The 22,216-nt window shown below is 74.8% G+C and carries 19 protein-coding genes; all 19 read left to right on the forward strand.

Features of this window, described 5'->3' with window-relative positions:
- On the forward strand, positions 1-779 hold a 779-nt coding region (locus tag ACTWP5_RS08765), incomplete at its 5' end, for a helix-turn-helix transcriptional regulator (RefSeq protein ID WP_443220218.1).
- Between the two features lie 200 nt (positions 780-979).
- Complete coding sequence (locus ACTWP5_RS08770; protein ID WP_443220219.1) at positions 980-2,215, forward strand: cytochrome P450 family protein; 1,236 nt, start codon at positions 980-982, stop codon at positions 2,213-2,215.
- A gap of 133 nt (positions 2,216-2,348) precedes the next feature.
- Positions 2,349-3,194: an alpha/beta fold hydrolase gene (locus tag ACTWP5_RS08775; RefSeq protein ID WP_443220220.1), complete on the forward strand. Its 846-nt coding sequence runs from the start codon at positions 2,349-2,351 to the stop codon at positions 3,192-3,194.
- 197 nt (positions 3,195-3,391) lie between these two features.
- A complete protein-coding gene (locus tag ACTWP5_RS08780) occupies positions 3,392-3,529 on the forward strand; it encodes a lasso RiPP family leader peptide-containing protein (RefSeq protein WP_443220221.1) in 138 nt (45 codons plus the stop codon).
- Positions 3,530-3,533: 4 nt separating this feature from the next.
- A complete protein-coding gene (locus ACTWP5_RS08785) occupies positions 3,534-5,387 on the forward strand; it encodes an asparagine synthase-related protein (protein WP_443220222.1) in 1,854 nt (617 codons plus the stop codon).
- Complete coding sequence (locus ACTWP5_RS08790) at positions 5,365-5,658, forward strand: lasso peptide biosynthesis PqqD family chaperone (RefSeq protein WP_443220223.1); 294 nt, start codon at positions 5,365-5,367, stop codon at positions 5,656-5,658. Before ACTWP5_RS08785 ends, ACTWP5_RS08790 begins: the two co-directional genes overlap by 23 nt.
- Positions 5,655-6,215, forward strand: a complete 561-nt coding sequence (locus ACTWP5_RS08795; RefSeq protein ID WP_443220224.1) for a lasso peptide biosynthesis B2 protein — start codon at positions 5,655-5,657, stop codon at positions 6,213-6,215. Before ACTWP5_RS08790 ends, ACTWP5_RS08795 begins: the two co-directional genes overlap by 4 nt.
- A 292-nt stretch (positions 6,216-6,507) precedes the next feature.
- The gene (locus tag ACTWP5_RS08800; protein ID WP_443220379.1) at positions 6,508-8,529 is read left to right on the forward strand and encodes a PhoX family protein; all 2,022 of its coding nucleotides are present in this window, start codon (positions 6,508-6,510) and stop codon (positions 8,527-8,529) included.
- Positions 8,530-8,790: 261 nt separating this feature from the next.
- Positions 8,791-10,269, forward strand: coding sequence for a glycoside hydrolase family 30 protein (locus ACTWP5_RS08805; protein WP_443220225.1), 1,479 nt, complete (start codon positions 8,791-8,793; stop codon positions 10,267-10,269).
- A 177-nt stretch (positions 10,270-10,446) separates the two neighbouring features.
- The gene (locus tag ACTWP5_RS08810; protein WP_443220226.1) at positions 10,447-11,640 is read left to right on the forward strand and encodes an ROK family transcriptional regulator; all 1,194 of its coding nucleotides are present in this window, start codon (positions 10,447-10,449) and stop codon (positions 11,638-11,640) included.
- Between the two features lie 163 nt (positions 11,641-11,803).
- On the forward strand, positions 11,804-13,234 hold the full coding sequence (locus tag ACTWP5_RS08815) for an ROK family transcriptional regulator (RefSeq protein WP_443220227.1): 1,431 nt from the start codon (positions 11,804-11,806) through the stop codon (positions 13,232-13,234).
- A 20-nt stretch (positions 13,235-13,254) separates the two neighbouring features.
- Complete coding sequence (locus ACTWP5_RS08820; RefSeq protein ID WP_443220380.1) at positions 13,255-14,736, forward strand: sugar ABC transporter ATP-binding protein; 1,482 nt, start codon at positions 13,255-13,257, stop codon at positions 14,734-14,736.
- A 255-nt stretch (positions 14,737-14,991) separates the two neighbouring features.
- The gene (locus ACTWP5_RS08825) at positions 14,992-15,984 is read left to right on the forward strand and encodes an ABC transporter permease (protein ID WP_443220381.1); all 993 of its coding nucleotides are present in this window, start codon (positions 14,992-14,994) and stop codon (positions 15,982-15,984) included.
- Between the two features lie 122 nt (positions 15,985-16,106).
- A complete protein-coding gene (locus tag ACTWP5_RS08830) occupies positions 16,107-17,186 on the forward strand; it encodes a substrate-binding domain-containing protein (protein ID WP_443220228.1) in 1,080 nt (359 codons plus the stop codon).
- A 90-nt stretch (positions 17,187-17,276) separates the two neighbouring features.
- Positions 17,277-18,464: a Gfo/Idh/MocA family protein gene (locus ACTWP5_RS08835; protein ID WP_443220229.1), complete on the forward strand. Its 1,188-nt coding sequence runs from the start codon at positions 17,277-17,279 to the stop codon at positions 18,462-18,464.
- The gene (locus ACTWP5_RS08840) at positions 18,461-19,645 is read left to right on the forward strand and encodes an inositol-3-phosphate synthase (protein WP_443220230.1); all 1,185 of its coding nucleotides are present in this window, start codon (positions 18,461-18,463) and stop codon (positions 19,643-19,645) included. The genes ACTWP5_RS08835 and ACTWP5_RS08840 overlap by 4 nt, the downstream gene beginning before the upstream one ends.
- Positions 19,642-20,562: an SCO3242 family prenyltransferase gene (locus ACTWP5_RS08845; protein WP_443220231.1), complete on the forward strand. Its 921-nt coding sequence runs from the start codon at positions 19,642-19,644 to the stop codon at positions 20,560-20,562. The genes ACTWP5_RS08840 and ACTWP5_RS08845 overlap by 4 nt, the downstream gene beginning before the upstream one ends.
- Entirely contained in the window at positions 20,559-21,518 is a 960-nt protein-coding gene (locus tag ACTWP5_RS08850; RefSeq protein ID WP_443220232.1) for a sugar phosphate isomerase/epimerase family protein, read from the forward strand. The genes ACTWP5_RS08845 and ACTWP5_RS08850 overlap by 4 nt, the downstream gene beginning before the upstream one ends.
- A complete protein-coding gene (locus ACTWP5_RS08855) occupies positions 21,515-22,126 on the forward strand; it encodes an EboA domain-containing protein (protein WP_443220233.1) in 612 nt (203 codons plus the stop codon). The genes ACTWP5_RS08850 and ACTWP5_RS08855 overlap by 4 nt, the downstream gene beginning before the upstream one ends.
- Positions 22,127-22,216: the final 90 nt, after the last annotated feature.

A 22,216-nucleotide genomic window follows, 5' to 3' on the forward strand; every position in this document is an offset into this window, starting at 1 on the left:
TCTTCCCACCAGACGGCGTACGCCCCCCAACGCCGGGGCGGCGACGGGACGAGGTGGCCCTGCTGGCCAACATGTCCAGCGACTACTACACCCGCCTGGAGCAGCGCCGCGGCGCGCGCCCCTCCGAGCCGATCGTGGCCGCGTTGGCCCGCGCGCTCCGCTGCGACCTGGACCAACGCGACCACCTCTACCACCTGGCCGGGCTGGTGCCCCCGGCGCGGCGTGCCGGTCGGCACATCCGCCCGGGTCTGATCAGCCTGGCGAACCGTCTCACCGACGTGCCGGTGTGCATCTGCACCGACCTGAACGAGGTGCTGTGGCAGAACGCCCTCGCCGACGTCGCGCTGGGCCGGCGCGACCACCGGGTCGGCCGTGCGCGCAGCGTCGTGTGGCGATGGTTCACCGAGCCGGGGGCGCGCGACCTGGTCCCGGAGGAGGACTGGCCACGCCACTCGACCGCGCTCGTCAACGACCTGCGGGCGACGTTCTCGCGCCGCGCGGGCGAGGACGACGTCGTGGAGCTGGTGGGCGACCTGACGCGCCACAGCGCCGAGTTCCGCGCGCTGTGGGAGCGCCATGAGGTCGCGGTGCGTCGTTACGACCGCAAGCGGATGCTGCACCCGGAGGTGGGGGTGCTGCACCTGACCTGCGAGGTGCTGTTCACGCCGGAGGAGGACCTCAAGGTGCTGGCGTTCTTCCCGACCGAGGGCACCGACGCGCGGGAGAAGCTCGACCTGCTGCGGGTGATCGGGACGCAGGACCTCCGGACGGCCGGATGAGGCCCGCGGCACTTTTCGCGCCGGGTGGCCGGGGGAAGACAGCTGGGGTGCCGAACCGCGCGGTGGCCGTCTCGCCGGGGGCGCCGCCAACCGATCCCGGCCGTGGTGAACACGCGGCGGCCCGCCGCGCCGTGCCGCTTCGGACCTCGGGCGGCGCGGGGGTGAGCACCGCGGCCACGAGCCGTGAACCAGGAGACGACATGGACGCTCTCGACAACGCCACCCCCCTCGTCATCGACCCCACGGGCCGCGACGTCCACGGCGAGGCCGCGCGCATCCGCGCCCTCGGGCCCGTCGCCCGCGTCGAGTTGCCCGGCGGTGTGCGGGCCTGGGCGGTGAGCGATCCGGAGCTGCTGCGGCGGCTGCTCGTCGATCCGCGCGTGTCCAAGGACGCCAACCAGCACTGGCCGGCGTTCACCCGGGGCGAGATAGCGCCCGACTGGCCGCTCTTCGCGTGGGTCGCCGTGCGCAACATGCTCACCGCCTACGGCCCCGACCACCGCCGGCTGCGGGGGCTGGTCGCCGGAGCGTTCACCGCGCGCCGTATCGCCGCGCTGCGGCCGCGCGTCGAGGCGATCGTCGGCGAGCTGCTGGACGAGCTGGCCGCCCTGCCGCGGGAGGAGCCCGTCGACCTGCGTGAGCACTACGCCTACCAGCTGCCGATCAGGGTGATCTGCGAGCTGTTCGGCATCGGCGAGGAGACCACCAGGGAGGAGGTGTCGCGGTGCGTGGACGCGCTGTTCAACGTCGGGCGGGCCCCCGCGGAGACCGCCGCGGCGTTCCCCCGCTTACAGCGGATCCTCGCCGAACTCGTCGCCGAGAAGCGCGAACACCCCGGCGACGACCTCTCCTCGGCCCTGATCGCCGCCGGCGAGGACGCGACGCGGCTGTCGGAGGAGGAGCTGGTCGACACCCTCGCGCTGTTCGTGAGCGCGGGCCACGAGACCACCGTCAACCTGCTCGGCAACGCGACCGTCGCGCTGCTCACCCACCCCGGGCAACGCGCGCTCGTCCGCGAGGGGAAGGTGGTCTGGGAGGACGTGATCGAGGAGACGCTGCGCCACCGGGCGCCGGTGCCGAACATGCCGCTGCGCTTCGCCGTCGAGGACATCGAGCTCGGCGACGGCGTCACGCTGCGCGCGGGCGACCCGCTCCTGGCCTGTTACGGGGCCGTCGGGCGCGACCCGCTCGTGCACGGGCAGGACGCCGACCGGTTCGACGCCACCCGCGAGTCCAAGGCCCACCTGTCGTTCGGCCACGGCGCGCACCACTGCCTCGGCGCGCCGCTCGCCCGGCTGGAGGCCACGATCGCGCTCCCCGCGCTCTTCGAGCGCTTCCCGGACCTGGCCCTGGCCGGCGAGCCGGGCGGGCTGCTGCCGTTGGAGTCGTTCGTCTCCGACGGGTACCGCGCCCTGCCGGTCCGGCTCGCGCCCTGACCCGACACCCGTCGGGCCCCCGCCGGGCTCCCGCTCGGCGGCAGACGGCGCGGGACGGCAGGGGCCGGGCGGGACGGCAGGACGGCAGGACGGCACGCGCGGCACGGGACGGCGATCTCACCTGGGAGGGAACATGGCCACCGGCTCCACTCTGGTCCTCGTTCACGGGTTCTGGCACGGCTCGTGGTGCTGGAGCGAGGTCATGCCCCACCTGGCCGCCGCCGGCCGCCGTGCCGTCGCGGTGGACCTGGCGGGGCACGGGCTGTACGCCCGCCGCCCCCGGTGGTTCGCCGGGCGGACGGCGGACCCCGAGGCGGTCGACACGGAGGTCTCGCCCGTGGGAGGGGTGAGCCTCGACGACGCGGCCGCGTTGCTGACCTCGCAGCTCGCGCGGATCGGCGGTGGCGCGCCGGTGACGGTGCTCGCGCACAGCGCGGCCGGCGCCGTCCTGACGCGGGTGGCCGAGCGGACGCCCGGCCTTCTCGCGCACGCGGTGTACCTCGCCGCGTACATGCCGGCGTCCGACGTGCCGGCCGTGGCGTACAACCGGGTGCCCGAGGCCGCCGACGGCGAGGTCGGCCCGCTGTTACGCGGCGACCCGGTCCGGACGGGCGCGCTGCGCCTGGACCTGGCCACGGACGACCCGGCCCATCGGCGGCGGCTGCGCGAGGCGTTCTACGGCGACGTGGACCCCGCCCTCGCCGAGGCGGCCACCGGGCTGCTGACGCCCGACGCCCCGGTCGGCATCCTCACCGGCGCCACCACCCTGACCGGGAACGGCTGGGGATCGGTGCCCCGCACCTACCTCCACTGCGCGAGGGACAGGGCGCTTCGGCCCGCCGTGCAGGCGCGGTTCGTCGCCGAGGCGGACGCCGCCTTCCCCGGGAACCCGACCTCCGTCGTGACGCTCGACGCCTCCCACTCGCCCTTCCTCTCCATGCCGGGGGAGCTGGCCGAGACCGTCCTGACCCTCGGCTGACGCAGGCGGCCGACGCGCGGACGGGCGGGCCCGGTTGACCCGGCGCCGGGGAGGGGCGGCCGGCAGGGAGTCGGCGGGGAACCACGAGCCGACGTCCCGGTCTGTCGTGAATACGACGATTCCGCATGGTCGTCGTGGACCCGGGGAGGCTGTCGCTGTTGTCCACCGCACGACAAGGAAGGGAAGGAAGGAACCTCATGAGCGAGCGGACGCACATCGAGGAGACCGAGGTCTACGAGCCACCCGTGCTGGCCGAGGTCGGTGACTACGCTGAGTTAACGCACGGTTCGCTCGGCGAACTCTGGGACGGCTGGACCGGGCTCCAGTGGGCCTGAGCTGGTGAACTCCCCCTGCGGCGGACGTTGGTTCGTGGTCCTTCCCGACCACGAGGCGGCGTCCGCCGTCTCCGCGCGCCTCAGGGGCGCGGCCTGCCGGCTGGTCAGGCACGCCTCGGGGCGGCCCTGGCTGACGGGCTGCTGGGACGAGGCCTCGGCGCGCGTCGTCGAGGCCGGGGAGGCGCGGCTGGTCACCCTCGGGGTCCTCGACCCCGACGGCGAACGGCTGCGCGCGGCGGCCCGCGCCGTGCGCGGCGTCGCCGACGTGGAGTCGGCCGTCGGCCCGAGCGTGGGCGACCACTTCCTGCTCGCGTCCGTGGCGGGACGAACGTACGCCAGGGGCACGGCCTCGGGCAGCCGCCGGCTCCACCGCGCCGAGGTCGACGGCGTCACCGTCGTCGCCGACCGCCCCCGCACCCTCGCCTGGCTGACCGGCGCCACGGTCGACCTCCGGCAGCTGGCCGCCAGGCTCGGCTCGTTGGTGGCGCCCCCCTATCCCCTGGACGAGGCGACGCTCTTCCACGGCGTGCACGCCGTCGCCCCCGGACAGGCCGTGCTGCTGGAGCGGGCGGGCGGCGTCACGGTGCGGCCGTGGTGGCACCCGCCCGAGGCCGAACTGCCCCTCGCCGAGGCCGCCAGGCGCCTGCGCGGGGCGCTGCGCGCGGCCGTCGCCGCCCGGGTGCGCCCGGGCCGGCGGTGGGCGGCGGACCTCTCGGGCGGCATGGACTCGACCTCCCTGTGTTTCCTGGCCGCCGAGGCGGGCGCGGAGCTGCTGGCGCTCACCCTGGACTGGGGCGCCCCGGGAGACGAGGACCTCGCCTACGCCCGCCAGGCCGCCGCGGGACTCCCACGGGGCACCACCCACCTGGTCTTCCCCCACACCGCGTTGCCGCCCTACCTCACCGGGCTCGACGAGGGCGGCGAGCCGGACGAGGAACCGACGCTGAGGACCAGGGACCTGGCACAGCAGGAACACCTCCGCGCCGCCATGCGCGCCCACGGCGCCGAGCGGCGCCTGTGCGGGCAGGGCGGGGACCACGTCGTGCTGCCGCCCTCCGCCCACCTGCACGACCTGCTGCGCTCCCACCCCACGCTCGCCGCCCGGCACCTCGCCGGCCACGCGGCCAGGCACCGCTGGCCGCGCGCGGCCACCGCCCGCGCCCTGGCCGACCGCCGCCCGCTCGCCGCCTGGCTCACCACGGAGGCCGGGCGCGTGGCGCGCGGCGGCCAGGCGCCGACCGTCCCGATGGGCTGGGGCCCCCGGGCGACCGTCCCGCCCTGGGGCACCGCCCGGGCCAGGGAGATGACGGCGGAGCTCCTGCGTGAGGCCGCCGTGCGGGCCGAGCCGCTGGCCCCCACCCGCGGGCGGCACACGTGGCTGTACACGGCGCGGCAGGCCGGGCGGGTGGCGATGGGCTACGAGCGGTACGGCATGGCGCTCGACATGCCCTTCTGCGACGACGGGGTGCTCGAAGCCTGCCTGAGCGTGCGCCCGCACGAGGCGGCCAGCCCCTGGACGTACAAGCCGCTGCTGGCCGCCGCCATGCGCGGCATCGTGCCCGACCCCCTGCTGGACCGCACCACGAAGGGACACGCCACCCTGGCGTGGCACCGGGGCATGCGGGCCCACAGGCGGCAGCTCGCCGCCTGGCTGGAGGACTCGCGCCTGGTCGCCGCCGAGTTGGCCGAGCCGGACGCCCTGCGTCGCGCCTGGCTCAGCCCCGGCACCCTGCCCGCCCGCGACGGGCCCGCCGCCGAGGCCACGCTGGCGTGCGAGTCCTGGCTGCGCGACCTCGAACGGCACCCCGTCCCCCGACACCTGAAGGACCCCACGCATGAGCCTGCGCCTGAGCCCTGACGTCGTCAGCTGTGACACCGACGACGGCCTCGTCCTCCTCGACAGCCGGCACGGCCGGTACTGGCAGCTCAACGCCACCGGCGCCGCCATCCTGCGCGCCCTGCTCGACGGCGCGGGGGCGCGTCACGTCGCGGCGGAGCTGGCCAGGAGACAGCCGGTGAGCGCCGAACGGGCCGCCAGGGACGTCGACGCGCTCGTGGCGGGGCTGACCCGCGCCCGCCTGGTCGAGGGCGGCCGGGAGGCGGGAGTCGCCGGCGGGGGCGCCGCGTGAGCCAGGTCCTCGACACCCCGGGCCACCGGCCGTCGCCACTGCGCCGTGCCCTCGTCCGCCTCGCCGTGACCGCCGCGTGGCTGCTCGCCCGGCTGCCCCCGAGGCGGATCGTCGCCGTGCTCCGCCTCCTGCGCCGCCGCGCCGCTCCCGCCACGCACGGGCAGGCCCTGTGGGCGCGTCGTCAGGTGACCGGGTCCAGCACCCGGTGCGCGGGGACGTACTGCCTCCAACGCTCCCTCGCCGTCGCGCTGCTGTGCCGGACGCGCGGGGTCTGGCCGACGTGGTGCAGCGGCGTGCGGACGCCGCCGTTCGCCGCCCACGCCTGGGTGGAGGCCGAGGGGCGGCGCGTGGGCGAGCCCGCGGACGTCGAGGCGTACCACGTCCTGCTCGCCGTGCCCCCCGCGGGCGGGCGGGGGCACGGGCCGCAGGGTTCACGCCGCGCGAGGTGCCCGGCCGTGGCGGCGGCGTCCCGCGCGATGGCGCGTCTTTCGGCCAGGCGCGCGGGAGGCGCCGCGCCGGCCGGCGGCGGCAGGGGTGGGGCGGAGGACGCCTCGTGAGGTGAAGTCGCCCCCGTCTTCACCTGGTTACGTCACAGCCCGTGCGGATCGGGGCGGGCTGTCGTAGGGTCGTCGCCCAGGCCCGGTGGGAGCGTTCGCCGAGTGTTCACGTTGCCGTTGGTGGCTTGAACCAACTCAGCACCTAGCGTCCGGGATCGACAGAAATCGATCACTGTGTGGCGGGATTCCTCCGTCACGACGAATCCCAGGAGGAGCTGTGCGTCAGCCTTCCCCCAGCGGGCGGCGGAAGCCGTTGCCGCTGATCTCGTCGCACCCGGGCGGGCGTTCGGCGATGACCTGCCAGTACCGCTGTGGTGACGCGTGTAGCCACCCGGCGCCGAACACCTCACAGAACCCGTACTTCGGCGACGTCGTCGCCGCCGCCGTCTCGCGGCGCGACGTGCTGCGGGCCGGAGCCGTCGTGACGGTGGCGGCGGGCGCGGCCGGCGCGCTCCTGCCCGGCAGGGCGGAGGCGGCGACCGGCGCGGCGAGCGCGGCGGGCCGACACGGCGGGGGCGGTGGCGCGGCACGCGGGCTGGACTTCGACCCGGTGGCTCCCAACACCACCGACGCCGTCACCGTCCCGCCCGGGTACCGGGAGCAGGTGGTGATCCGCTGGGGCGACCCGATCCTGCGCGGCGCGCCGGAGTTCTCCCCGACGCGGCAGACCGCGGCGGCGCAGGCCGGCCAGTTCGGCTTCAACTGCGACTACCTCTCCCTGCTCGACCTCCCGGGAGAGCGCCACGCCCGGCTGCTGGTGGCCAACCACGAGTACACCACCGAGGGCTCCATGCTGCCCGGCTACGAGGACGAGGCCGACCGCACCCGCGAGGAGGTCGAGATCGGCTGGGCCGCGCACGGCATGTCCGTGGTCGTCCTGGAGGAGAACCGCCGCACGGGCGCGCTGACCCCCGTCGTCGGGCACCGCCTGAACCGGCGCATCACGGCGACGACGCCGTTCGAGATCACCGGGCCCGCGGCCGGCAGCGAGCTGCTGCGGACCTCCGCCGACCCGAGCGGGACCATCGCGCTGGGCACCCTCAACAACTGCGCCGGCGGCACCACCCCGTGGGGCACGATCCTGTCGGGGGAGGAGAACTTCAACCAGTACTTCGCGAACGCCGAGTCCGTCACCGACCCGACCACCCAGGAACGTCTGGCGCGGTACGGCTTCAGCGGCGGCGCCACCTGGCGGCAGTGGGAGGCGTACGACTCCCGCTTCGACCTCGCGCAGGAGCCGAACGAGGCCAATCGTTTCGGCTGGGTCGTCGAGATCGACCCCTACGACCCCGAGTCGACCCCCCGCAAGCTCACCGCCCTGGGCCGGATGAAGCACGAGGGCGCGAACATCCGGGTGAACCACGACGGCCGCGTCGTGGCCTACACGGGCGACGACGAGCGCTTCGACTACTTCTACAAGTACGTCTCCGACGGCCGGATGAGGAAGGGCAACAGTCCCGCCGCCCGCCGCCACAACCGGCGGCTGCTGGAGGAGGGCACCCTCTACGTCGCCCGCTTCACCGGTGACAGCCCGGCCGAGGAGATCGACGGCTCCGGCACGCACCCGTCCGACGGCACCTTCGACGGCGTGGGGGAGTGGATCCCGCTGGCCAGCGGGAACCGCTCGTTCGTGGAGGGCATGACGGCGGAGGAGGTCTACGTCTTCACGCGGCTGGCCGCCGACAGGGTGGGCGCGACGAAGATGGACCGCCCCGAGGACGTCGAGCCCCACCCGCGCACCGGCCGGGTCTACGTCGCGCTGACCAACAACACCAACCGCGGCGCGGCGGGTTACGCCGCCGCGGACGAGGCCAACCCGCGCAACGCCAACAAGCACGGCCAGGTGCTGGAGCTGGAGGAGCGCCACGGCGACGCGACCTCCACCTGTTTCACCTGGCGGCTGCTGCTGGTCTGCGGCGACCCGGCCGACCCGGCGACGTACTTCGCCGGCTTCCCCAAGGACCAGGTCAGCCCGATCTCCTGCCCGGACAACGTCGCCTTCGACCCGCACGGCAACCTGTGGGTCTCCACCGACGGGAACGCGCTCGGCTTCCACGACGGCCTGTTCGGCGTGGCGTTGGAGGGGCGGTACCGAGGGCAGGTCAAGCAGTTCCTCACCGTGCCGATCGGCGCGGAGACCTGCGGCCCGGTCATCGAGGAGCGGCACGTCCTAGTCGCCGTGCAGCATCCGGGCGAGATCGACGGCGCCAGCTTCGAGAACCCCGGCTCGCAGTGGCCCGACGGACCCGGGTCCATCCCGCGTCCGTCCGTGGTGAACGTGACGCGCGACGGCTTCGGCCGCATCGGCCGCTGAGCCACCTCACTCCACGGAGGCCGCACCCCGCACACCCCACACAGCCCAACAAAACCGCACGACCCAGGCGCACCAGACCGACCTGGTACCAACGGCCGCCCCGCCCCACCCGGCGGGGCGGCCGTCGTGACGCCTCCCATTGACCGCCGCCCGACCCGCCTCTACCGTGTGCCCCGCTTCCGGAACGTTCCGGAACTTTTCGTCACCGGGCGCACCACACCACCGGGAGAGGGGCTGGGAGAAGGGAGTACGTGAACCACCGTGAGGAAGCTCAGCACGGCGGCGCGTCGCGCCGTGGCGGGAGCCGTGGCGGCGACCCTGCTGCCGGTCGCCACCGCCACCGCCACGACCGGGGCCACCGACACCACCACGGACCGCGTCCCCCGCGCGACCGGCACCGTCGACCTCGGCCGGGAACTCCAGACCATGGACGGCTTCGGCATCTCGCAGGCGTTCCAACGCGCCGCCGTCATGGACGGCCTCCAGGGGCTGTCGGAGGAGAACCAGCGGGAGGTCCTCGACCTCCTCCTCGACCGCGAGACCGGCGCCGGGATCAGCATCCTGCGCCTTGGCATCGGATCCTCCCCGGACGAGGTGTACGACCACATGAGGTCCATCCAGCCCACCGACCCCGGCGGACCGGACGCCACCCCGCGCTACGAGTGGGACGGTTACGACGGGGGACAGGTCTGGCTGGCGCGCGAGGCGCAGGCACACGGCGTGGAACGGTTCTTCGCCGACGCGTGGAGCGCCCCCGGGTACATGAAGACCAACGGCTCCGACGCGAACGGCGGCACGCTCTGCGGCCTGTCGGGCGCCTCCTGCGGCAGCGGCGACTGGCGCCAGGCCTACGCCGACTACCTCCTGCAGTACGTCCGCTTCTACGCCGAGGAGGGCATCGAGATCACCGACCTCGGCTTCACCAACGAGCCCGACCTCACCACCAGCTACGCCTCCATGCGGTTCAGCCCGCAGCAGGCCGTGGACTTCGCCAGGGTGCTGGGCCGCACGATCGAGGACTCGGAGTTCCCCGGGCTCAACCTGGTCTGCTGCGACGCGGCCGGCTGGGAGGTGCAGCGCCCCTTCACCTCGGCGATCGAGGCCGACCCCGAGGCGTCGAGCCTGGTGGACCTGCACACCGGCCACAACTACGTGAACCAGGCACGCAGCCCGCTGCCGACCGACGAGCCCACGTGGATGTCGGAGTGGAGCCCGAACGGCGACCGCTGGAACGAGGCGTGGGACGACGGCTCCGGCTTCGACGGCATGACGGTCGCCAGGGACATCCACGCCGCCCTGACGCAGGCGGGGGTCACGGGGTACGTGTACTGGTTCGGCGCCTCGACGGGCACCACGCGCGGCTTCGTCCAGATGGACGGCGCCAGCTACAACGTCTCCAAGCGGCTGTGGGCCTTCGCGGCCTACAGCAGGTTCATCCGTCCCGACGCGGTACGGCTGGACGCGTGGTCCGGCTCCTCGAACGTCAGCGTCACGGCCTTCCGCAACGCCGGGGACCCCTCCTCTGGGGGAGGGTCGACGGTGCTTGAGATCCTGAACAACGGCTACGGCACGGAGAACCAGACGTTCTCCCTGACCGGCGGCACGGTCGCCGGCACGGGGTCCGTCTACCTCACCGACGCCGGCCACGACCTGGAGCGGACGGGGGAGGCGTCCGTCAGCGGCGGGCAGCTCTCCCTGCGGCTCCCGCCGCGCTCGTTGACCACGGTGGTGCTCGACTGACAGGTGACCGACACCGGCCCCGGGGGCGACGCGGATCACTCGTCGCCTGACCCGCGTCGCCCCCGGCTCCCCCTCCCGTCGGTGCCGTCGGCGCCGCCCGAGCCCGTCGGTGCCGCCGTATGCGGAAGTCCCGGCCGACTTTCGATCGTGACTTGCGAAAGCTGCCATGATGGCGCCATGGCATACACACTCGCCGGACGTCCGGAAACCGCCACCCAGGCCCGCGTGCTGAAACTGCTGCGCGACGAGGGACCGCTCTCCCGCGTCGAACTCGCCGACCGGCTCGGCGTCTCGCGCACCACCATGGCCGCGGAGGTCGGCCGCCTGGCCGAGCTGGGCCTGGCCGAACGGGCCGGCCCGGCGGCCTCCCGCGGCGGGCGCCGCTCGACCCTCGTCGACCTCCCGGCCGGCCTGCGCTTCGTGGGCATCGCGATCGGGGCCACCGCCATGTCGGTGGCCGTCACCGACGGACGGCTGGCGGTCCTGGGCCAGCGGTACGTCGAGATGGACGTGCGGCTCGGGCCCGAACACGTGCTGGCCCGCGCGCTGGAGGTGATCCGCAAGGTCCTGGCGGAACAGGGTGTGGAGCGGCCCGCGGGCCTCGGCATCGGGGTGCCGGGCCCGTGCGACTTCCACAGCGGCGTCCCGGTCTCGCCGCCGATCATGCCCGGCTGGGACGGGTACCCGGTGCGCGACACCCTCGCCCGCGAGCTGGGGTGCCCGGTGCTGCTGGACAACGACGTGAACGTGATGGCGCTGGGCGAGCAGCACTCGGGCGTGGCCAGGACCGCGAGGGACTTCCTCTTCGTCAAGATCGGCACCGGCATAGGCTGCGGGATCGTCGTCGACGGCCAGCTCTACCGGGGCGTGGACGGCTGCGCGGGGGACATCGGCCACATCCGGGTGGAGGAGTTCGGGCCCACGTGCGCCTGCGGCAACACCGGCTGCCTGGAGGCGTTCTTCGGCGGCGCCGCGCTCGCCCGCGACGCCACGGCGGCGGCGCGGGCCGGGCGCTCGCCGGCGCTGGCGGCGCTGCTCGCCGAGCGGGGCGAGCTCAACGCGGCCGACGTGGCCACCGCCATCACCCAGGGCGACGCCCACGCCGTGCAGTTGATGCGCGACGGCGGCCACCGGGTCGGCTGGGTGCTGGCGAGCCTGGTGTCGTTCTTCAACCCCGGCCTGATCGTGATCGGCGGCCGGGTCGCGCGGCTCGGGCACCCGCTGCTCGCCGAGATCCGGGGCGTGGTCTACCGGCGCTCGCTGCCGTTGGCGACGGGGAACCTGCCCGTGGTGCTCAGCGAGATGGGCGACGACGCGGGCGTCGTGGGCGCCGCGGCACTGATCAGCGAGGCGGTCTTCGCCACGCCGTGACCGCCCGCCGACGCCGCCGAACCACCCGGACTTTGTCCAGCATCTGGCATAAGTTTCGCAAGCTGCCGTCGAATAATCGTCTGAGCCCGTGAAAAAACCGTCTCCTACTTCTTGACCTTCCCTCGGGGCCGTTCCTAGTTTGTTGGCGCATCAGAGGAACGACGTGAGGTGGGAGGGCCGGGACGGGGTGGACGACGGGCAGGTGGTGCGGCGTCACAACCTGGCGAGCGTGCTGCGGGAGCTGCGCGCGGCCGGGCCCCGCAGCCGTGCCCGGATCGCCGCCGAGACCGGCCTCACCCGGGCGGCCGTCACCAGCCTCGTCGGCGAACTCCTCGCCCTCGGCCTCGTCCGCGAGACCCAGGGCCAAGGCGCCGGCCACGGCGGGGGCGGCCAGGCGCTCGAACTCGACGGCCGCCTCACCGGACTCGGCGTCGAGGTCGCCGTCGACCACGTCACCGTCCTCGCGCTCGACGTGCGCGGCGAGGTCCTCCACACCGCCCGAACCCCCCTCGACGTGCCCCACCTCGGCGTCACCCGCGGCCTCGACGAGGTGGCCGCCGCCGTCACCGCCGGCCTCGACGCCGTCGCCACGGCCGCCAGCGGCCACGAGGTCGTCGGCGTCACCGTCGGCCTGCCCGGCCTGGTCGAGACCGCCCCGGGCGCGCTGCGCCACGCCCCCACCCTCGGCTGGCGCGAGGTGCCGATCGTCGACGAACTCGCCGCCCGCCTCGGGCCGCGCCGGCCGCCGCACCTCGGCGCCGACAACGCCGCCAACCTGGCCGCCCTCGCCGAGCACGCCACCGGCTCGGCCGCCGGCGTCCCCGACCTCGTCCACATCACGGGCGAGACCGGCGTGGGCGGCGGCATCATCGCCGACGGCGGCCTGCTGCGCGGCGTCGGGGGCTACGGCGGCGAGATCGCCCACCTGCCCATCGGCGACCCCGCCCACCGCTGCCTGTGCGGCAGGTACGGCTGCTGGGAGACCGCCATCGGCCTGCCCGCCCTGCTCCGCGAGGTCGCCGACCCCGGCGACGCGGTGACCGACCCCCACCTGGACCTTCCCGCCCGGCTGGCCGAGATCCGCCGGCGGGCGGAGCTCGGCGACGGCAGGACCCTGCGCGGCCTGGACGCCATCGGCACCAGCCTCGGCGTCGGCGCCGCCATCCTCGTCGACCTGCTCAACCCCCAGGTCATCACGCTGGGCGGCTACTTCGCCGTGCTCGGGGACCTCCTCCACGAGCCCATGGCCGCCGAGCTCGACAAGCGCGCCGCCGTGCCCGGGCGCGGCGACTGCCGTGTGGAGCCGTCCGTCCTCGGCTTCACGGCGGCCTGTCGCGGCGGCGCCCTCGTCGCCCTCGACGCGGTCCTCGACGACCCCGGGCACCTCGCCCCGGCGTCCGGCCCCGACACGGTCCTCGCCGCCACCCCCGTCGCACCGGCCGCCCCGTCACCCGCCGGCGCGTCACCCGCCGGCGCGTCCGCGACGCCGGGCGCCCCGGCCCCACCCACGCCCCCCGCGGCACCCACGTCCCCCGCGGCGACCGCCGCGCCCGCCCCGAACGCCCCGCCCCGACCCGCAGGAGGCACCGCGTGAGCCAGCACCCGCTCCTCACGATGCGCGGCATCGTCAAGACCTTCCCCGGCGTCAGGGCCCTGGACGGCGTGGATCTCGACGTCCGCCCCGGCGAGGTCCACTGCCTGCTCGGCCAGAACGGCGCCGGCAAGTCCACCCTGATCAAGGTGCTGGCCGGCGCCCACCAGCCCGACGAGGGCACCGTCCACTGGCAGGGCACCCCGGTGCGGCTGCCCCACCCCCTGGCCGCCGTGAAGCAGGGCATCGCCACCATCTACCAGGAGCTCGACCTCGTCGACGGCCTCAGCGTCGCGGAGAACATCTTCCTCGGCCACGAGCCGGCCACGGCCGGCTTCGCCCGCCGCGGCGACGCCCGCCGCGCCGCCGCGAAGCTCCTCGCCCGCCTCGGTCACCCCGAGATCGAGCCCGGCACCCCCGTCAGCTCCCTGTCCGCCGCCGGCCAGCAGATCGTCAGCATGGCCCGCGCCCTCTCCCACGACGTGCGGCTGATCGTCATGGACGAGCCCTCCGCCGTCCTCGACCAGTCCGAGGTCGCGCGGCTGTTCACCGTGATCCGCGAGCTGACCGCCCAGGACGTCGCCGTCGTCTACATCTCCCACCGCCTCGCCGAGATCCGGGAGATCGGCGACCGCGTCACCGTCCTGAAGGACGGCCGCACCGTCGCCGCGGGACTCCCCGCGAAGACCACCCCCACCAGCGAGCTCATCCAGCTGATGACGGGCCGCGACATCGAGTACGCCTTCCCCACCCGCCCCGCGCCCGCCACCTCGGGAGAGCCGGTGCTCGAGGTCGCGGGGCTCGGACTGCGCGGCGTCTTCCGGGACGTCAGCCTCACCGTCCACCCCGGCGAGGTCGTCGGCCTCGCCGGACTGGTCGGCTCGGGCCGCTCCGAGGTGCTGGAGACCATCTTCGGCGCCCGCAGGGCGAGTGCCGGCACCGTCACCGTCGCAGGACGGCGCCTGCGCCCCGGCTCGGTGCGGGCCGCCGTCGCCGCCGGCGTCGGCCTGTGCCCCGAGGAGCGCAAGAGCCAGGGCCTGCTCCTGGACGAGTCCGTCTACCGCAACATCAGCGTCGCCGCCCTCGGCCGCTTCGCCCGCGGCGGCTTCCTCAACGGCGCCGGCGAGCGCCGCGCCGCCGCCGAGCACGCCGAGTCCCTCGACATCCGCCCCGCCGGCGTCGAACGCGTCGTGCGCACGCTCTCCGGCGGCAACCAGCAGAAGGTCGTCCTCGCCCGCTGGCTGCTGCGCCGCTGCCGCGTGCTGCTGCTGGACGAGCCGACCCGCGGGGTCGACGTCGGCGCCCGCAGCGAGATCTACGCCCTGATCCAGCGCCTGGCCGCCGAGGGCGTCGCCGTGGTGCTCGTCAGCAGCGAGGTCCCCGAGGTCCTCGGACTGGCCGACCGCGTCCTCGTCCTGCGCGAGGGACACGTCGCCCACACCGGGCCCGCCCACGAGATCGACGAACACCGGGTGCTGGACCTGGTGATGGAGGACGCCCGATGAGCCCGAGCGGCCCGACCGGCCGGACGACCAGACCGGCCCCACGAGCCCGACCGCCCCGAACGACCCCGAAGCACCCGACGATCCCGACCAGCACGAGGGAGGCGCGACAGCGTGAGCGACGTCAGTGACGTGAGCAGAAACGCCGACGACGTCGGCGACGGCGCCGGCCAGAAACTCAGGAAGGGCACGTCGACGACCGTGCCCGCGCCGGCCGCGCCGCCCCCGGACGAACACGACCGCGTCGAGGCGGCCGCGTTGCGGACCACCGCGCCGGCCTCCGCCCTGACGCGGATCATGGGCAGCCCGGCCGGCCGCAACCTCGGCCTGGTCCTCGCCCTCCTCATCCTGTGCGTGGTGGGCGCCGCCACGGCGGGCGACCGCTTCGTCGACCAGGACAACGTGCTGACGATCCTGCGCCTGGCCTCGGTCATCGGCGTCGTCAGCATCGGCATGACCTTCGTGGTCATCGGCGGCGGCATCGACCTGTCCGTCGGCTCGATCGTCGCCCTCGCCTCCGTGTGGGCCACCACGGTGGCCACCCAGGACATGGCCGAGGACTACCACTGGGGCGTGATGGTCTTCACCGGCCTGATGGTCGGGACGATCTGTGGGCTCCTGAACGGAGTGCTGATCGCCTACGGACCCATGGCGCCGTTCATCATGACCCTCGCCATGATGGCCGGCGCCCGGGGCCTGGCGGAGATCATCTCCGACCAGCGCAACCAGCTCGTGCGGAGCGACGACTTCAAGGAGGCGTTCAACGGCGACGTCCTCGGGGTCCCCACCCTGGTGTGGATCTTCGCCGTCGTCTCCGCCGCCGGCTGGGTGCTGCTCAACCGCACCACCTTCGGCCGCCGCACCATCGCCGTGGGCGGCAACGCGAACGCCGCGCGCCTGGCCGGCATCGCCGTGAAGCGCCACACCGTGATGCTGTACGCCCTCCTCGGCCTCGCCTGCGGCCTCGCCGCCGTGATGCTGACGGCGCGCACCACCACGGGCGCGTCCACCCACGGCGGGCTCTACGAGCTCGACTCCATCGCCGCCGTCGTCATCGGAGGGACCCTCCTCAGCGGCGGTCGCGGCACCATCGTCGGCACCGTGCTCGGCGTGCTGATCTTCACCACCCTCACGAACGTCTTCACGCTGAACAACCTCGACACCTCCACCCAGGCAGTCGCGAAGGGGCTGATCATCATCGCCGCCGTGCTGCTGCAACAGCGGGTCGCCCGCCGGAGCGACACCGGATGACCGCACCGGACGGCCGGGACCGGACGTCCGGCGCCGGGACGACCGGCGTCGGACGACCACCACCCGGGCGACCCCTGACGTCCCCCACGGTTCGACCTCTCGATGATCACGAAGGAGTGACCATGTCCCCATCCGCCAGCGTCCGTGGCCGCAGAGTCGGCGCGGCCCGCCGCCTCGCGACCTCCGCCCTCGCCCTCACCGCCGCCGGCGCCCTCCTCGCCGGCTGCGCCAGCAACGACGAGGGCGACGACGACGAGGGCGGCGCGCAGCAGCAGAGCGGCGCCGTCAGCAACAACGACGACCCCGGCGAGACCGTGACGATCGGCTTCTCGGGCCCCGAGGCCGACCACGGCTGGCTCGCGGCCGTCACCGACTCGGCGCGCGCCACCGCCGACCAGTACTCGGACATCGAACTGCGCGTGGCCGAGGGCACCAACGACGCCAACCTCCAGATCAGCCAGATCGAGACGTTCATCAACGAGGGCGTCGACGCCATCGTGCTGCTGCCCACCGACGGCGCCCAGCTGACGGACGTGGCCCTGCGCGCCATGGAGGCCGGCATCCCCGTGGTCAACGTCGACCGCGAGTTCTCCGACCCCGCCGCCTCCCGCACCACGATCCTCGGCGACAACTACGGCATGGGCCTGTCGGCCGGCCAGTACGCCTGCCAGCTCATCCGGGAGAACGACCTCGCCGACCCGGTGATCGCGGAGATCGCCGGCATCGACTCGCTGCCGCTGACGCAGGAGCGCAGCGACGGCTTCAACGACGCGCTCGCCGAGTGCGACCAGACCGTCGACAACCGCGTCGCCGCCGAGTTCACCGTCGAGTCGGGCGAGGAGCAGGCCTCCAACCTCCTCCAGGCCGCCGACCACATCGACATCATCTGGAACCACGACGACGACCAGGGTGTCGGCGTGAAGCAGGCGTTCGACAACGCCGGCCGCGACGAGTTCTTCTTCATCGGCGGAGCCGGCTCGGCCAACGCCATGCGCTGGATCCAGGACGGCGAGATGGAGGCCACGATCCTCTACCCGCCGACCCAGGCCGCCGACGGCATCAAGCTGGCCAGGCTGCTCGCCCAGGACAAGGGCATGTCGGACCTGGTCCAGCTCGAGGTGCCGCGGCGCATCGTCCTCGACGCGCCGGTGGTCACGGCGGACAACGTCGACCAGTACATCGACCAGGCGTTCGAGTCCTAGAGGCCTCGGGCTCGAAGTCCTCACGGCGCGCCCGTCCGGGCCCCCACGAGGGGCCCGCCGGGCGCTCCCACACCAACGGAAGGCGGACACATGACCGTTGACGGCAAGCCGACGCTGGGGATCGGCATGGTGGGGTACGCGTTCATGGGCGCGGCCCACTCCCAGGCGTGGCGCAACGCGCCGAGCTTCTTCGACCTGCCGCTCACGCCCCGCCTGGCCGCGATCGGCGGGCGCAACGCCGACGCGGCCGGCGAGGTCGCGGGCAGGTTCGGCTGGCACAGTGTCGAAACGGACTGGCGCCGCATCGTCGAACGCGACGACATCGACCTCGTCGACGTCTGCACCCCGGGGGACACCCACGCCGAGATCGCCATCGCCGCCCTCCAGGCCGGCAAGCACGTGCTGTGCGAGAAGCCGCTCGCCAACTCCGTCGCCGAGGCCGAGGCCATGGTGGAGGCGGCCGAGGAGGCCGCCAGGTCGGGCGTGCGCGCCATGGTCGGCTTCACCTACCGCCGCGTCCCCGCCCTCTCCCTGGCGCGGCGGCTGGTGGAACAGGGCACGGTCGGGCAGATCCGCCACGTCCGCGCCCAGTACCTCCAGGACTGGATCTCCGACGCCGACACCCCGTTCTCCTGGCGGCTGGACAGGGAACGCGCCGGCTCCGGCGCCCTCGGCGACATCGGCGCCCACATCGTGGACCTCACCCAGTTCCTGACGGGGGAGCGGATCACCGGCGTCAGCGCCCTGACGGAGACGTTCGTGAAGGAACGGCCCGTGCCCGAGGAGTTCAGCGGACTGTCGGGCACGGCCGCCGCCGACGGCCAGCGCGCCACCGTCACCGTCGACGACGCCGCGCTGTTCCTGGCCCGCTTCAGCGGCGGCGCCGTCGCCACCTTCGAGGCCACCCGCATGGCCTCGGGCCGCAAGAACGCGCTGCGCGTCGAGATCAACGGCACCGACGGGTCGATCGCGTTCGACCTGGAGAACATGAACGTCCTCCACCTCTACGACCACACCGAGGCCGCCGAGCACGCCGGCTTCAAGCGCATCCTCGTCACCGAGCCCGGCCACCCCTACGTCGCGGCCTGGTGGCCGCCGGGGCACCTCATCGGCTACGAGCACTCCTTCACCCACCAGGCCGTCGACCTGCTGACCGCGATCGCCGAGGACAGGGACCCGGCGCCGACCTTCGCCGACGGCCTGCGGGTGCAGCGCGTCCTGGCCGCCGTCGAGGCCAGCGCGGGCAACGGCAGCACGTGGACGGAGGTGCCGCGGTGACCAGTGGGCCCGGGGGAGGGCTCGGGGTGTGGTTCGTCGGCGCGCGTGGCTCCGTCGCCACCACCGCCACCGTCGGCGCCCTCGCCCTGCGGGCGGGCCTGGCCGACCACACCGGCATGGTCTCCGAGCTCCCCCAGGTCGCCGCCGCCGGCCTGCCCGCCCTCGACGGGCTGGTCGTCGGCGGCCACGAGGTGGCCGACGGCACCCTCGGCAAGCGGGCCGAGCAGCTGGCCGAGGGCGGCGTCATCCCCGCGGCCCTCGCCCGCGCCCTGGCGAGCGAGCTCGCCGCCGTCGACGCCCGCATCCGGCCCGGCGTCACGCCCCGCGCCACCGGGCCGCAGCGCGACGTCGCGACGCGGCTGGAGGCCGACATCCGCCGCTTCCGCGCGGAGCACGACCTGGCCCGCGTCGTCGTCGTGGACGTCTCCAGCACCGAGCCGCCGGTCGACGCCGACGACCCGGTCCTCGCCGACCTCGCCCGCCTCGAACAGGCCCTGGTCGACGGCGCCTCGCCCCTGCCGCCCAGCTCCCTGTACGCCTACGCCGCGTTTCGCGCCGGCTGCCCGTACGTCGCCTTCACCCCGAGCCCGGGGCCCGCGCTGCCCGCCCTGACGCAGCTGGCCCGGCGGGAGGGCCTGCCGTGGGCCGGCTCGGACGCCAAGACGGGCGAGACGCTGCTGAAGACGGTGCTGGCCCCGATGTTCGCCACGCGGGCGCTGCGCGTGCGCTCCTGGTCCTCCGTCAACCTCCTGGGCGGCGGCGACGGGCAGACGCTCGCCGACCCGGAGAACGCGGCGAGCAAGACCGCCACCAAGGCGCACGGCCTGGCCGCGCTGCTCGGGCACCCCGTCGACGGGCCGCTCCACATCGACTACGTGCCCGACCTCGGGGACTGGAAGACCGCCTGGGACCTGGTGTCGTTCGAGGGCTTCCTCGGCACCCGCATGCAGCTCCAGTTCACCTGGTCGGGATGCGACTCGGCGCTGGCCGCGCCGCTGGTCCTCGACCTGGTCCGGCTGCTGGCCCGCGCCCACGAGCGCGGCCTTCCCGGGCCGGTGGCGGAGTTCGGCTTCTTCTTCAAGGACCCGGCGGGCAGCGACGTCCACGCCCTGGCCGAGCAGTGGCACCAGCTCGTCACGTGGTGCGAGGCGGCGGCGAAGGGGGAAGAGAACGCCCCATGACCATGACGCCACGCGATCTCGCCGAGCTGATACGGGCCCCGGCCGCCTTGACCCTTCCCGGCGACTCGCTGGCGGGCTCGGCCGCCGCGGGCTTCCCGTACGGCCGGCGCACCTGGCTGACGCCGCTGGCGTCGGCCTGCCTGTACTGGGCCGGCATGGCGCTCAACGACTACGCCGACCGCGAGCTCGACCGCGCCGAGCGGCCCGAACGCCCCATCCCCTCCGGCCGCGTCCGCCCCGGCCAGGCCCTCGCCCTCGCGGCGGGCCTGACCGGCGGCGGCCTGGCCCTCGCGGCCGCGGCCGGCGGCCGGCCCGCGGTGCGCGTCGCCGTCCCCCTGGCCGCCACCGTCTGGACCTACGACCTGCTCGCCAAGGACACCCCCGCCGGTCCGGCGACGATGGCGCTGGCCCGCGGCCTCGACGTCCTCCTCGGCGCCGCGACCCGGCCGCGCGCCGCCGCCCTTCCGGCCCTCGCCGTCGCCACCCACACCGTCGGCCTGACGACGCTCAGCAGGGGAGAGGTCCACGGCACGAGCCGCGCCACCGCGCGCGTCGCCCTGGCCGCGACCTCGGCCGCCGCCGCGGCCGCCGCCTGGCCCGCGCGGGCGGCCGGGAGCGGGACCGTGGCCGGGACTGGTCCCGATGCCGGTTCCTGGCGACGCGGGCGGGCCGTGGCCGCGCTGCTGGCCACCGGCTGCGCCGCGACGTACGCCGCCACCGTCGGCCGCGCCCAGCTCGCCGCCGCCCGGAGCCCCGACGCCGCGACCGTGCGGCGCGCCACCGGCGCCGGCATCCGTGGCCTGATCCCGCTCCAGTCCGCCCTGCTCGCCCGCGTCGGCCAGCCCGCGCTCGCCGCCGCCGTCCTCGCCGCGGGACCCGTCGCCCGCGCCGCCTCGAAGGTGGTGTCCCCGACATGACCGCCTCCTCCTCCGCCACCCCGCCCCGACAGCAAGGCCTGCGCCTGGGCTACGGCACCAACGGCTTCGCCAATCACCGCCTCCCCGACGCCCTCGCCGTCATCGCCGACCTCGGCTACGACGGCGTGGCCCTCACCGTCGACCACCCGCACCTCGACCCGTTCGCCCCCGCCGCCACCCTCGCCGCCGAGACCGCCGCGCTCCGCCGCCGCCTCGACGACCTCGGCCTCGCCGTCGTCGTCGAGACCGGCGCCCGCTACGTCCTCGACCCGTGGCGCAAGCACGAGCCGAACCTCGTCTCCGCCACCGCCGAGGGCCGCGCCCGCCGCGTCGACCTGCTGCACCGCGCCGTGCGCGTCGCCGCGGACCTCGGCGCCGAGGCCGTCTCGTTCTGGTCGGGCACCGCCCCGGCCGGCACCACCCCCGCCGAGGGCTGGGAGCGGCTGGTCGGCGGCGTGCGCGCCGTCCTCGACGAGGCGGAGCGCCACGGCGTGGTCTGCGCCTTCGAGCCCGAGCCCGGCATGTTCGTCGACACCCTCGCCACCGCCGTCGAACTCCGCCGCCGCCTCGGCGACCCGGCCTCGCTGCGCCTCACGCTCGACATCGGTCACTGCGTCTGCAACGAGCCGGAGTCCCTGGTCGCCTGCGTCCACGCCGCCGGGCCGCTGCTGGCCAACGTCCAGCTCGACGACATGATGCCCGGCGTCCACGAGCACCTGGAGTTCGGCGAGGGCCGGGTGGACCTGCCCGCCGCCCTCGGCGCGCTGCTCGACGTCGGCTACGGGGGCCTCGCCGCCGTCGAACTGCCCCGCCACAGCCACGCAGCCCCCGCCGTCGCCCGCCGCAGCCTCGAAGCACTCACCAATGCTTTGCGCACCGCCGTGAAGGAAAGGGAAGAGAGGGAAGAGAGAGAAGAGGAAGAGAGACACGTGGCAGAAGGGACGGACGAGCGATGAGCGCCCCACGCCTCGACGACGAGGCACGCGACCGCCTGGCCGCGCTGACCGACGAGGTCCGCGCCGACCCCTCCCGCGTCGCCGTGCTCTTCCCCGCCGTCGCCCGCCGCGTCGCCCGCGGTCCCGCCGACCCGGCCGACCCCGACGGCCTGCTGACCCCCCGGCTGGAGGACAGCGCCCGCGTCGCGCTGCTGCGGGCCTGCGCGCCCGACGCCGAGGAGGTCGCCGCCCTCTACCGCCACGGCGACGCCGACGAGAAGCGCGCCGTGCTGCGCGCGCTGGCCGACCTCACCCTGGACCCGGCCGACGCCGCGCTCCCCCTCGTCACCGACGCCCTGCGCAGCAACGACCCACGCCTGATCGCCGCCGCGCTCGGCCCGTACGCCGCCCGCCACCTCGACGCCCCCGCCTGGCGGCAGGGCGTCCTGAAGTGCCTCTTCACCGAGGTGCCGCTCGACGCCGTCGCCCGCCTCGCGGACCGCGCCGACGCCGAGCTGGTCCGCATGGCCGCCGCATACCGCGACGAACGCCTGGCGGCCGGGCGACCCGTGCCGCCCGACGTCGAACGCGTCCTCGCGCTTCCTCTCCCGCCCCGCCCCCACGACTGACGGGCACCGAGAGCGCACGAAGGGACCCCACCGGGACCGGGACCGGGAACGGCGAGGACGACCGCGAGCACAGAAGAGGACTGACCGAGA

It is taken from the genome of Streptomyces sp. 4N509B, from assembly GCF_052245655.1.
GTDB lineage: Bacteria > Actinomycetota > Actinomycetes > Streptomycetales > Streptomycetaceae > Streptomyces.